Origin of the sequence: Acidocella sp. MX-AZ03, from assembly GCF_027626035.1 — a bacterium.
Classification (GTDB): Bacteria; Pseudomonadota; Alphaproteobacteria; order Acetobacterales; family Acetobacteraceae; genus Acidocella; species Acidocella facilis.
This window is the reverse complement of record NZ_CP110774.1, coordinates 1,672,590-1,685,187: the sequence shown is the minus strand read 5'-3', so window position 1 is coordinate 1,685,187 and position 12,598 is coordinate 1,672,590. Positions and strand designations below refer to the sequence as shown.

Below are 12,598 nucleotides of genomic sequence, written 5' to 3'. Positions count from 1 at the left end.
GCGCCAAACAGCGCGCATGGCGCCTCCCTTGCTTCTGCTCACCGATATCTCCATCACCCTCGGCTCCGTGCCGCTTCTGCAGGGGGCGGGCCTGTCCGTTGGCGCCGGGGAGCGCATCTGCCTGGTCGGGCGCAACGGCTCCGGCAAATCCACCTTGCTGAAAATCGCCTCCGGCGAGGTGGCGCTCGATTCCGGCACGCGCTTTCTCCAGCCGGGGACGACCATGCGCTACCTCCCGCAGGAGCCGGACCTCTCGGCGTATCAGACCGTCATGGATTATGTCCTGGCCGGGCTGGGCCCGAATGACGATGAATATCGCGTCCGCTATCTGCTGGGCGAACTCGGGCTCAGCGGCGATGAGGCCCCCTCACGCCTCTCCGGCGGTGAGGCGCGCCGCGCCGCCCTGGCCCGCACCCTGGCCCCCGCGCCGGATCTGCTGCTGCTCGACGAGCCGACCAACCATCTCGATCTGCCGGCCATTGAATGGCTGGAAGGCGAGCTGAAATCCCTCTCCAGCGGGCTGGTGCTGATCTCGCATGACCGGCGCTTCCTGGAAAATCTCTCGCGCTCGATGGTCTGGCTGGATCGCGGCCAGACCCGGCGGCTGGACCGCAGCTTCGCCCATTTCGAGGCATGGCGCGACGAGGTGCTGGAGCAGGAGGAGCAGGAATTCCACAAGCTCGGCCGCAAGATCGCCCGTGAGGAAGACTGGCTGCGCTACGGCGTCACCGCGCGGCGCAAACGCAATGTCAAACGCCTCGCCGGGCTGCACAGCCTGCGCGCGGAGCGGCGCAATTTCACCCATAAGCTCGGCACCGCGAAGCTGGCGAGCCTGGATGCCGCGACCTCGGGCAAGATCGTCGTCGATGCCGACGCCATCTCCAAGAGCTTCGGCGCGCGCCAGATCGTGCGCGATCTCACCTTCCGCGTCCTGCGCGGCGACCGGCTCGGCATTGTCGGGCCGAACGGGGCCGGTAAATCGACCCTGCTGAAGCTCATTCTCGGGCAGCTGGCGCCCGATGACGGGGCGGTGAAGCTGGGCACGGCGCTGGAGGTGGTGACCCTCGACCAGCAGCGCGCCACGCTGAACCCCAACGCCTCGCTGGCCGATACGCTGACCGGTGGCAATAGCGACCAGGTGGTGGTCGGCGGCCAGGCCCGGCATGTGATCGGCTATATGAAGGATTTCCTGTTCAAGCCCGAACAGGCGCGCACGCCGGTCGGCACGCTCTCGGGCGGCGAGCGCGGGCGGCTGTTGCTGGCGCTGGCGCTGACCAAGCCCTCTAATCTCTTGGTGCTGGACGAGCCGACCAACGATCTCGACCTGGAAACGCTGGATCTGCTGCAGGAGATGCTCGGCGAGTATCCCGGCACCGTCATCGTCGTCTCGCATGACCGTGATTTTCTCGACCGCGTCTGCACCTCGGTGCTGATGTCCGAAGGGCAGGGGCGCTGGCTGGAATATGCCGGCGGCTATGCGGATATGCTGGCCCAGCGCGGGGAAGGCGTCACCGCGGCGGCCAAGGCCGGGAAAATCGACAAGAAAGCCGCGCCCAAACAAGCCGCCCCCGCTTCCCCGCCCGCGAAGGCGAAAATGTCCTTCAAGGAGCAGCACGAGCTGAAGCAGCTCAATGACGAGATGGCGAAGATGCAGCTGCAGCTCGGCAAGCTCAATGAAACCCTCGCCTTGCCGGATCTTTACACGAAAGACCCGAAAAAATTCGCCGCCGCCAGCGCGTCCCTGGCGGCGCTGCACACCAGGTTGCAGGCAGCCGAGGAGCGCTGGCTGGAGCTGGAGATGCTGAAGGAGGGCTGAGCCCTCAGCCGGCCGGCGCAAAGCGCCGGCTCATGTCCTCGAACAGCCCGTAAAGTGCCGCATCCTGGCGCAGCGCCGCGCCTTGGGCCGCGAACGAAGTCTGGATCTGCGCGCGCAGCGCCGCGAAATACGGGTCCTTGCCAAACCCCGCCAGCCGGCTCTGGAGCGTCTCCAGCAGCGCCGGCGGCCAGGGGTGGTAATTTTCGGCGGTCGGCGGCGAGGTCCAGCTGAAATAGGTCTCGAAATCGCGCAGAAAATGCGACTCCGTCAGCCCCAGAGCCTCCCCCCGCCGCTTCTTGACGACGAATTCGGCGAAAGAGCGCCCCAGAAATGCTCCGTCCAGCCGCCCTCGCCGGTTTTCATATCGAGATGCCAGTTCGTGCCCCGCTCGATCGGGCGAAACGCCGTGTCATAAAGCCGCTTCGGGGTGGCGAATTCCGGGAAATGCTTCTGGTGGAAGGAAGCGACCTGATCCAGCCTGGTGACGGATTTGGCCAGATAATGCGGGGTGGCGTGCGGGTAATGCGTCGCCAGCAGCCCCTCTGGCCGCGTCAGCTCGAAGCGCCATAGCCGCCAATGCCAGGGAAAGAGCAGGGCGGCCGCATCGGCGGGGGCTGCATCCAGCATCTTTGGCAGCGAATGCTCGAAGCGCGCGGCGGGGAGCAGGAATTCGTCGCTGTCGAGGAACGCCACCCACTCATAAAGCCGCAATTCCGGCAGCATGAAGAGGGCGTGATGGAAATTCTTGATCTGCACATCCACCGGCCGGCCCAGCCGCGTCGGCAGCAGCGTCACCGGGGCATGTTGCGCGAACCAGCGCAGCAATTCTTCGGTCTTGTCCTGGTTGTCGTTGGTGTAGACGAAGATCTTCTCGACGCCGATGGCCAGATGATGCGTGATCCATTCCGGCAGAATCAGCGCGTCATTGCAGGCGGAGACCACGGCGGCGAGCTTGTGCCGGGGCTTGATCCTCTGCAGCCGCTCGAACAAGGCGGCCTGCGCCGGGCTCCAATCCGCGGGCCCGGTCTGCAGGGCCAGGTCGTCGAATTCCGGCCCGACAATCCGGGGCGGGCCGAACAGATCGTCCGTCCATTCAGGCGAGCGCAGGCGGCGGGCAAGCGCGGTGAAGGCGCCATCCATCCCGCCCTGCGCCATGTTGCGCTCAGTCCTTGCCTTCGAACGGGTTCTTGGTGCCGCGCAGATAGATGCGGATCGGCACCCCCGGCATCTCGAACACCTCGCGCAGGCTGTTCACCAGATAGCGCTGATAGGTCTCCGGCACCTGCTCGGCGCGGGTGCCGAACAGCGCGAAGGTCGGCGGCCGCGCCTTGATCTGGGTGATATAGCGCAGCTTGAGCCGGCGCCCATCCACCAGCGGCGGCGGAAACCGCTCCAGCGCGGATTCGAACCAGCGATTGAGCTGGCTGGTCGGGAAACGGGTATTCCATTTCTCGTAGGTGTCGCGGATGGCGGGGAAGAGCTTCTTCACCCCCTCGCCGGTCTCCGCCGAGAGCGGCACCACGGTGATGCCCTTCATCTGGCTCAGCGAGATCGAGATCCGGTCCAAAGCCGCCTTCTTCGCATCCGGCCGGTCCTCCACCGCATCCCATTTGGTCAGCGCGATCACGCAGGCCCGGCCTTCGCGTTCGATCAGCCGGGCGATCTGCAGATCCTGCTCCTGCACGCCCTGCACGGCGTCGATCGCCAGCACCGCCATCTCGGCCCGCTTCAGCGCCTCGATCGAGGAGGAGGTGGACATTTTCTCCAAACCCTCATCCACCTTGGCGCGCTTGCGCAAACCGGCAGTGTCCACCACCCGGTAGAGCTTGCCATCCGGCCCCTCGAAATCGGCGGAAACCGCATCGCGGGTCAGACCGGGTTCCGGCCCGGTGATCATCCGCTCCTCGCCGAGCAGGTAATTCAGCAGCGTCGATTTGCCGGCATTCGGGCGCCCGACAATGGCCAGATGCAGCGGCAGTTCCTCGCCATCCTCGCCCAGCGCCTGCGGCTCGGGCAGGCGCGCGGCGATCTCGCTCATCAGGTCGTAAATGCCCTCATTATGCTCGGCCGAAACCGCCACCGGCTCGCCAAAGCCCAGCTCATAAGCCTCCATGGCATTGGCGGCACCGCCCTTGCCCTCGGCCTTGTTGGCGATCACCAGCACCGGCCGGTCCTTGCGGCGCAGCCAGGTGCCGAAATGCCGGTCCTCCGGGAGCAGCCCGGCCTTGGCGTCGAACACGAACAGCACCAGATCGGCCTGATCCACCGCCGTGGAGGTGGAGGCGCGCATGCGCCCCGGCAACGTGTCCGGCGGCGCTTCCTCCAGCCCGGCCGTATCCACCATCACCACCTTGCGGCCATCCATCTCGCATACCGCTTCCTTGCGGTCGCGGGTCACGCCCGGCGTGTCGGCCACCAGCGCCAGACGGCTGCCGACGAGACGGTTGAACAAGGTCGATTTGCCGACATTCGGCCGCCCGGCAATGACGATTCGCGGCAGCTCAACCATAGGCGGTCAAACGCCCATCGCGGGTCAGCTGCAGCATCATCCCGCCCACCGCGATGGGGGCAAGGTCCGCCGGGCCGGCCAGCTTCACGCTCTGCATCTGCTTGCCGCTGGCGGCGTCCACGATGGCGGCCTCGCCATGATCATTGACGCAGACCAGCATGCCGTTGATCAGCGCCGGGCCCGCCCAGTTGATCGGGTTTTTCTTCTTCTTCATGTTCTTGAAGGGCTGCAGCTGGGTCGCCCAGCTCACCAGCCCGTCATCGGCATGCACGGCGAACAGCGTCTCGCTGGCATCGAGCAGGAAGATGAACCCGCCGGAGGCCGCCGGGGTCTGGTTGCCGGAGGCCTGATGCGTCCACACCTTGGCGCCGGAATGCAGATCCACCGCCATGAAGCTGCCATCCATGTTCAGCGCATAAACCACGCCGCCCGCGATCACCGGGGTCGCCACGATGTCGGACATATCCAGCGTGCTGGCCTGGCCGAAGCCGGCGGCGAGGCTCTGCTCCCAGACCGGCGTGCCGGAGCTGGCATCCACCGCCGCCAGCAGCCCGGTCGAAAACCCCGCGACGATATTGCCATCCGCGAAGGCCGGGGCGCCGGTGACACCCGCCGCCGCCTGCGGCGGCGTGCCGACGACACCGGAGAAGCGCCAGCTCGGCGTGCCGGACTTGGCCTCGAAGGTCAGCAGCTGGTCGTTCTGGGTGACGATGGCCACCAGCCCGGCCGCCACCAGCGGCGCCGAACGCGCCGCGAATTCAAGCTTCTGACGCCACAAGATCTTGCCCGATTCCGCATCCAGCGCCAGCGCCTCGCCATAGCCGGTGCTGGCATAGATCCGCCCCGAATCATACGCGATGCCACCGCCGATATTCAGCGTGGTCACGTGCTTCGGGCGGGTATCCACGTGCCAGATCGTCGCCCCGTCGGTGAGCGAGAGGGCGCGCACATGCGCATCCGCATCCATCACGAAAACGCTGGAACCGGAAACCAGGGGGCTGGCCATCAGCGGCTGGCGATAGCCGCCGGGCGCGCCGATTCCAACCTGCCAGCGCTGGGCGAAATTCACCGGCCCGGCGACATTGCCCGGCGCGTGGCTGGCATTGGCGAAAGGCTGCGGCCAGGCATTCAGCGCGCTCGGGGCGGGGAGCGTCACGGCGGGGGCGTCGGCCGCCACATCCATGCCGGACTGATCCGGCAGAACCGGGATCTGCACACCCAGAATCGGGGTTTTCTTGGGCGAGGAGCAGGCGGCGAGCATGGCAAGCAGGCCGACAGAGGCGGTGCGGCGACGAATCATGGGCTGTCTCATCCGTTCAACTTGGCAAGCATGGCTTGGGCGCGGTTGCGGGCACCTTCCGGCGCAGCGGGATCGGCCTGAACCTGGGCAAACAGGGATTTGGCCATCGCCATGTTCCCCTGGTGCAGATAAACCAGCGCCTGCACCTCGCGCGCCAGCCCGTGATAGGGGTTCTGCGCCTGCACCATCGGCTGGATGCGCGCCAGAATGTCGCTGTCGCTGGCGGTGCCGATCTCATGCTGCGCCCAGAGCAGGTTGGCGGCATCGCGCAGCAGCGTCGGGGCGGCTTCATCCGCGCCCACCCGCGTCCAGAGCGGTGCGGCATCCTTGTCGTCATTCATGTTCGCATAGAGCCCGGCGGCGCGCAGCCGGGCCAGGGTTTTGTAGGTCTCCGGCGCGGTATCGGCGAAGGCGACCAGCGCCTGCGCGGTTTTCGTCGCCTGGTCCTGCGTCAGCTGCCCGTCAGGCTGATCGACCTGGGCGGTCAGCGCGAGATATTTGCTCGCCGCCAGCTCAGCCTGGTGTTTCTGATGATTTTGCCAGAATTCCTGCCCGGCGATGCCACCCAGAACCAGCAGGGCGGCGAGGATCAGCAGCCCGCCATAGCGCTTGGCCAGGCGCAGAGCGCGCTCCTGGCGCAGATCTTCCGAGACTTCATCAAAAATATCGACCACGCGGCTCTTTCCCCTTTGCCGGTTTGTCTTAGCCGGGGCGGACGTTCGCGGCAACGCAGGCGCCAAGCCGCCTGGCCGCGCGCTCCCGGCCCATCAGCGCCAGCAGCGGCGCCATCTCCGGCCCGTGCTCCTCGCCGGTCAAGGCCAGGCGCAGCGGCTGGTACAGCGCCTTGCCCTTGGCACCGGTGGCGGCGGCAATCGCCGCGGTCCAGCCTTTCCACGTCGCGGCATTCAGCTCATCCGGTAAGGTCTCGGCCGCCTTCGCAATCACCGCCACCGCCTCATCCGGCAGTTCCGGCGTGACGATCTCCCCCGCGACCACCGCCCACCAGCGCCGCGCCTCGCGCAGCAGATCCAGATTGCCCTTGATCGCCTCCCAGAATTCCGGCCCGGCGCCCTCGGGCAGCCGCTCCCGCACCGCCTCGAAGGGCAGATGATGCAACAGCTTGCGGTTCAGCCCGAGCATCTGCCCGGCATCGAAACGCGGCGGCGAACGGGAGAAATCATTCAGCGAGAATTGCGCGGTCAGCTCGGTCAGCGGCAGCGCCACCGCATCCTTGCTGGTCCCCAGCCGCGCCAGATAGGCGGTGATCGCCCCTGGCTCGATGCCATCCTTGCGCAGCGACCGCAGCGAGATCGAGCCGATGCGCTTGGAGAGCTTCTCCCCATCCCCGCCCGAGATCAGCGGCAGATGCGCGAAGCGCGGCACCGGTTTGCGGGCGATGGCGCGGAACAGATCGATCTGCACGGCGGTGTTGGAGACGTGATCCTCGCCGCGAATAATATGGGTGATGCCCATATCCGAATCGTCCACCACCGAGGTGAAGGTATAAAGCGGCGAGCCATCGGCGCGGATCAGCACCGGGTCGGACACGGTCGGCAATTTGATATTGCGCGCCCCCAGTACCAGGTCATTCCATGACACCGCCTCATCGGAGAGCTTGAAGCGCCAGTAAGGCCGCTTGCCATTGGCCTCGGCGGCGGCGCGCTGGGCGGGCGTCATGCTCAGCGCGTGGCGGTCATAAACCGGCGGCAGCTTGCGCTTGATCAATGCGGCGCGCTTGGCCGCCAGCTCATCCTCATTCTCGAAGCAGGGATAAAGCCGCCCGGAGGCCTTCAACGCTTCCGCGACCTCCTCATAGCGCGCGCTCCGCTCGGACTGTTTGGCGAACGCGTCCCATTCAATGCCGAGCCAGCGCAGATCCTCATAAATGCCCTGCTCATATTCCGGCCGGCCGCGCTCGGTATCGGTATCATCGAGGCGCAACAGAAATTGCCCGCCCTCGCGCCGGGCAAACATGAAATTCACCAAGGCGGCGCGGGCATTGCCGACATGCAGATAGCCGGTGGGGCTGGGGGCGAAGCGAACTTTGACCATCAGCCGGGGTTAGCCCGTTTTCGGCCTCAGGGGAAGGCAAACCGGCGCGGTCTCAAGGCGTGAAAATTTTCTTCTCCCGCCCACTTGCCAGCCTCCGCCGGTCCGGTTTATACGCCGCTCCACCAAACGGTACGGGCGATCTTCTCCCGGAAACGGTATGGGGCTATAGCTCAATTGGTAGAGCGTCTGCATGGCATGCAGAAGGTCAGCGGTTCGATTCCGCTTAGCTCCACCATTCCCCCTTTGCATCTATTTAAACTACACGGGTTTTTGGCGCCGCGAAGCCGTGCTCCGCGACGCCGATTCAGCCTCAGGCGACGCTGAGCTTCACATCCACGCTTTTATGAATGGCGTTGGAATAGGGGCAGACGATATGCGCCTTCTGCACCAGATCCTCCAGCTGCGCCTTATCCACCCCATTGGCGGAAATGGTCAGCGCCGCGGTGATCCCAAACCCCTCGCCATCCTCACGCGGGCCGATGCCGATTTCAGCGGAAACCTTGGTATCCTCCGGCAGCTTCACCTTCTCCTTGCCGGCGACGACCTTCAGCGCCCCCAGGAAGCAGGCGGAATAGCCCACGGAGAAAAGCTGTTCCGGATTCGTGCCCGGCCCATCATCCCCGCCCAGCCCCTTCGGCACGCTCAGCGTGACATTCACCTTGTTATCATCGGTGGCGCCCTTGCCGGCGCGTCCGCCGGTGGCGTGGCCATGGGCCTTATAGAGAACTTCCTTAACGCTCATGCAGGTCTCCTCTTTTTTAGGTTCCCTGCATGTGGCGTCGCCGCGCCGTGGCGCAAGGCCAGTGTTGGCGCCGCGCGTTACCGCAGCGCGTTGCAGAAGCCCGAAATGCGCTGGCAGGCCTCCAGCAGCCGGGGCAGGGCGGTGGCGGTGGAAATGCGGATATGCGGGCTGAGCGCGAAGGCCGAGCCCTGCACCACCGCGACCTGCGCCTCTTCCAGCAAAGCCATGGCGAAATCATCGTCCGAGCCGATCACCCGGCCCGCCGGCGTGGTCTTGCCCAGGCACCCGGCAATGCTCGGAAACACATAAAACGCCCCCTCCGGCCGATGGCAGGAGAGGCCAGGGATCTGGTTGAGCGCCGCGACCACCGCATCGCGCCGTTCCTCGTAAGAGGCCACGCGCTCGGCCAGAAATTCCTGCGGCCCGGTCAGCGCCGCCAGCGCCGCCGCCTGGCCGACGGAGGATACGCCCGAGGTCGCCGTCGCCTGCACCACGGTCGCCGCCCTGATCATCTCCGCCGGGCCGATGCACCAGCCGATCCGCCAGCCGGTCATCGCATAGGTCTTGGAGACGCCGGACAAGGTCACCACCCGGTCCTGCAAATCCGGCGCCACCCCCAGCAACGTGTGGTGCTGCGCGCCGCCAAACAGCAGATGCTCATAAATATCGTCCGAGAGCACCCAGACATGCGGATAATGCCGCAGCACCTCGGCCAAAGCCGCCAGCCCCTCGCGCGAAATCGTCGCCCCGGACGGGTTGCTGGGATAATTCAGCAGCAGCAGCTTGGTGCGCCCGGTAATCGCCCGGGCCAGCGCCTCGGGCTGCAACACAAAGCCCTGCGCCTGCGGACAGGGCACGAATACCGGCACGCCGCCGGCGAATTTTACCGTCTGCTCATAGCCCGCCCAGGCCGGAGCCGGAATGATCACCTCATCTCCGGCGCCGATCAACGCCATCACAATGTTGAAAATCCCCTGCTTGCCGCCATTGGTGACCAGCACATCCTGCGCGCGCACCGGCAGCCCATGCTCACGGGTGAATTTTTCCGCGATCGCCGCGCGCAACGGCTCGATCCCGCCCAGCGGCGGATATTTGGTCTCGCCCCGCAGCGCCGCCGCATGGGCGGCCTCGACCACAGGGGCGGGGGTGGGAAAATCCGGCTCGCCAAGCGAGAGCGAGATCACATCCTTGCCCTCCGCCCGCAAGGCACGGGCCCGGGCGGCCATGGCAAAGGTGGCGGCCAGCGCGGTGCGGCCAATTCGTGCGGCATATTCGGTCATGAATCGAAATCTATGCGGCGGCGCGGCGTGGCGGGCAAGCCGCCGGCGTTTCAACCGTGCCGGGCGCGCAGCGCAGAGAACCAGCCGCGCCGCTTCGGCTCATCCACCGGCAGCGGCGCCGACAAGTTCATGGCCAGCTTGGTGATATGATAGGCGGCGTCCGGATGGCGCTTGAAATAGGCCCGGATGATCGCATCGGCTTCGACATCCAACGGCTCCACAGAGCGGTTGAGCGTCTCCTCCAGAAACTCCAGGATCGATTTATGCTCTTGCCGTGTCACGCCCCGTTTTAGCTTCAAAACCCGCCGCGCGGGCAAGGGGAAATGCGCGGCGTTACGCCGAATTCACCCCGGCTCAGATTGATTAACTGATTGGTATATAATCATTAAATGTCCATCCCGCTGAAATTCGCCGCTTCGTGACATGCCGATGGAATTCAACACCTGCCGCGAGCCATGATTATCCTCCCGCGCCACCGCGATCACCACCGGCAGCCTGGCGAGATCATGCGCATAGACCAACGCCGCCGCCGCCGCCTCCCGCGCCAGCCCAATCCCGCGCGCCTCCGGATAGAACGCAAAGCGCAACGCCACGCCGCGCCCGTCCGGCCGATGCATCAGCGCCGTGATGCCCACGAACTTGCCGCGCCGCGCCCGTACCGCCCACATGCCATACCCATGCCGGCCCCAATCCTGAATATCCTGCGCCAACTCCGCCGCCACCTGCAACCGCGAGCGCACCCCGCCCAGCATCAGCGCATAAGCCCGCGGATCCCCCTTCAGCCGGATCAAATCCGGCAAATCCCAATACCCCACCGGCGCCATCCGCAACCGCGCCGTCTCAACACACCAGGCCGATGTCACGGTCATGCCGGTGCACCTTGATCGTACGCGGGCATACCAAGGGGGGCGCTGCCCCCGTCGTGCCGAAGGCACGCCTGCGGCGTGACGCCCCCCGCCAAGGGCCGGAAGGTCCTTGGAACCCACCCGGGTCTTGGGAGGGAGGGCGCGCGCAGGCAAGGGGGGTGAGAGGCAAAGGCGCGCGCCCTCCCTCCCAAGACCCGAATAGAATGGGAGCAAAGGGCCTCTCGGCCCTTTGCAGGGGATCGAAGGGGACAGCGTCCCCCTTTGGCAGGCCTGCGTCCCAGCACGGAGCCGGAATTACCGCGTCAGCGGCCGGTATTTGATACGGTGCGGCTCGGCGGCGTCCTGGCCAAGGCGGCGGCGCTTGTCTTCTTCGTAGGCCTGGAAGTTGCCTTCGAACCATTCGACATGGCTGTCGCCCTCGAAGGCCAGGATATGGGTGGCGAGGCGATCGAGGAACCAGCGATCATGGGAGATGACCACGGCGCAGCCGGCGAATTCCATCAGCGCCTCTTCGAGGGCGCGCAGCGTATCGACGTCGAGATCGTTGGTCGGCTCATCGAGCAGGATGACATTGGCTTCGGATTTCAGCATCTTGGCCAGATGCACGCGGTTGCGCTCACCGCCGGAGAGGATGCCGACCTTCTTCTGCTGGTCCGCGCCCTTGAAGTTGAAGGCGCCGACATAAGCGCGCGAGGCGATGGTGCGCTTGCCGAGATAGATGACATCGGTGCCGCCGGAGATTTCCTCCCAGACATTCTTGTTGTCATCCAGGCTGTCGCGGGACTGGTCGACATAGCCGAGCTTCACCGTCTCGCCGATCTTCAGCGCCCCGGAATCCGGCTGTTCGGCGCCGGTGATCATCTTGAACAGGGTGGATTTGCCCGCTCCGTTCGGGCCGATGACGCCGACGATGCCGCCCGGCGGCAGCTTGAAATTCAGCCCGTTGATCAGCTCGCGGTCGCCGAAGCCCTTGCAGAGATCCTGCGCCTCGATGACGGTGCCGCCCAGGCGCGGGCCGGGCGGGATGACGATTTCCGCGACGCCGCCGGCCAGCTCCTGGGACTTGGCCAGCATTTCCTCATAGCGCTGGATACGCGCGCGGGACTTGGTCTGGCGGGCCTTGGCGGAGGCGTTGATCCATTCCCGCTCCTCGGCCAGCGCACGCTGGCGGGAGGATTCTTCCTTCTCTTCCTGGGCCAGGCGCTTCTGCTTCTGTTCCAGCCAGGAGGAGTAGTTGCCTTCATACGGGTAGCCGCGGCCACGCTCGATTTCCAGGATCCAGTTGGTGACGTTATCCAGGAAGTAGCGATCATGGGTGATGAGAATGACCGTGCCGGTATAATTCTCCAGCGTCCGCTCCAGCCAGGCCACCGATTCCGCGTCCAGATGGTTGGTTGGCTCATCGAGCAGCAAAATGTCCGGCTTTTCCAGCAGCAGGCGGCACAGTGCCACGCGGCGCTTCTCACCGCCGGAGAGCTTGTCCACCGGGGAGTCGGAGGGCGGGCAGCGCAGCGCGTCGAGCGCGATCTCGATCTGCCGGTCCAGATCCCAGCCATCCTTGGTGTCGATGATTTCCTGCAAGCGGGCCTGTTCGGCCAGCAGGTCGTTCATCTTGTCGTCGTCCATCGGCTCCATGAAGGCTTCGGAGATCTCGTTGAAGCGCTTCAGCGCCGCGCGGACCTCCTGGAACGCCTCGGCGACGTTCTCGCCGACGGTCTTGGTCGCATCGAGCTGCGGCTCCTGGGCCAGATAGCCCACTTTCACGCCCTCGGCCGCCCAGGCCTCGCCGCCATATTCGGTCTCAATGCCGGCCATGATCTTCAGCAGGGTCGATTTACCGGCGCCGTTGACGCCGAGCACGCCGATCTTCACGCCAGGGAGGAAGGAGAGGGTGATGCCCTTGAACACCTCACGCCCGCCCGGATAGGCCTTGGTGAGATCCTTCATCACATACACATATTGATAAGCGGCCATCGGCGATCCTACTAAACGCGGTTGCCCAGGGTATAGTTGCAGCCGGGGCGGCTTCAACC

General features: G+C 65.6%; 11 protein-coding genes and 1 tRNA gene. 2 read left to right on the top strand and 10 right to left on the bottom strand.

Annotated features, from left to right (window positions below; genetic code table 11):
* Window positions 1-16: 16 nt before the first annotated feature.
* On the top strand, window positions 17-1,816 hold the full coding sequence (locus GT370_RS09445) for an ABC-F family ATP-binding cassette domain-containing protein (protein WP_008492021.1): 1,800 nt from the start codon (window positions 17-19) through the stop codon (window positions 1,814-1,816).
* Between the two features lie 267 nt (window positions 1,817-2,083).
* On the opposite strand, the gene GT370_RS09440 is transcribed toward GT370_RS09445, so the two are convergent.
* The 5 genes from GT370_RS09440 to gltX are packed head-to-tail and all read right to left on the bottom strand — an operon-like array spanning window position 2,084 to window position 7,677.
* Window positions 2,084-2,971, bottom strand: coding sequence for a glycosyltransferase family 2 protein (locus GT370_RS09440; protein WP_270184274.1), 888 nt, complete (start codon window positions 2,969-2,971; stop codon window positions 2,084-2,086).
* A 7-nt stretch (window positions 2,972-2,978) separates the two neighbouring features.
* Complete coding sequence (gene der, locus GT370_RS09435; RefSeq protein WP_008492023.1) at window positions 2,979-4,325, bottom strand: ribosome biogenesis GTPase Der; 1,347 nt, start codon at window positions 4,323-4,325, stop codon at window positions 2,979-2,981.
* A complete protein-coding gene (locus GT370_RS09430; protein WP_008492024.1) occupies window positions 4,318-5,625 on the bottom strand; it encodes an outer membrane protein assembly factor BamB family protein in 1,308 nt (435 codons plus the stop codon). Before GT370_RS09430 ends, der begins: the two co-directional genes overlap by 8 nt.
* An 8-nt stretch (window positions 5,626-5,633) precedes the next feature.
* Window positions 5,634-6,299, bottom strand: a complete 666-nt coding sequence (locus GT370_RS09425) for a tetratricopeptide repeat protein (protein WP_008492025.1) — start codon at window positions 6,297-6,299, stop codon at window positions 5,634-5,636.
* A 28-nt stretch (window positions 6,300-6,327) separates the two neighbouring features.
* Complete coding sequence (gene gltX, locus GT370_RS09420) at window positions 6,328-7,677, bottom strand: glutamate--tRNA ligase (protein ID WP_008492027.1); 1,350 nt, start codon at window positions 7,675-7,677, stop codon at window positions 6,328-6,330.
* A 159-nt stretch (window positions 7,678-7,836) separates the two neighbouring features.
* Between gltX and GT370_RS09415 the strand changes: the two genes are divergently transcribed.
* Window positions 7,837-7,912: transfer RNA gene (locus GT370_RS09415), tRNA-Ala, on the top strand.
* 75 nt (window positions 7,913-7,987) lie between these two features.
* On the opposite strand, the gene GT370_RS09410 is transcribed toward GT370_RS09415, so the two are convergent.
* The 5 genes from GT370_RS09410 to ettA all read right to left on the bottom strand — a co-directional run bounded on the left by GT370_RS09410 (window position 7,988) and on the right by ettA (window position 12,539).
* Window positions 7,988-8,419: an organic hydroperoxide resistance protein gene (locus GT370_RS09410; RefSeq protein WP_008492028.1), complete on the bottom strand. Its 432-nt coding sequence runs from the start codon at window positions 8,417-8,419 to the stop codon at window positions 7,988-7,990.
* 77 nt (window positions 8,420-8,496) lie between these two features.
* On the bottom strand, window positions 8,497-9,699 hold the full coding sequence (locus GT370_RS09405; RefSeq protein WP_008492029.1) for a pyridoxal phosphate-dependent aminotransferase: 1,203 nt from the start codon (window positions 9,697-9,699) through the stop codon (window positions 8,497-8,499).
* Between the two features lie 50 nt (window positions 9,700-9,749).
* Complete coding sequence (locus GT370_RS09400) at window positions 9,750-9,980, bottom strand: hypothetical protein (protein WP_008492030.1); 231 nt, start codon at window positions 9,978-9,980, stop codon at window positions 9,750-9,752.
* Window positions 9,981-10,043: 63 nt separating this feature from the next.
* On the bottom strand, window positions 10,044-10,568 hold the full coding sequence (locus tag GT370_RS09395; RefSeq protein ID WP_026440350.1) for a GNAT family N-acetyltransferase: 525 nt from the start codon (window positions 10,566-10,568) through the stop codon (window positions 10,044-10,046).
* A gap of 291 nt (window positions 10,569-10,859) precedes the next feature.
* Window positions 10,860-12,539, bottom strand: a complete 1,680-nt coding sequence (ettA, locus tag GT370_RS09390; RefSeq protein WP_008492032.1) for an energy-dependent translational throttle protein EttA — start codon at window positions 12,537-12,539, stop codon at window positions 10,860-10,862.
* Between the last annotated feature and the right edge of the window lie 59 nt (window positions 12,540-12,598).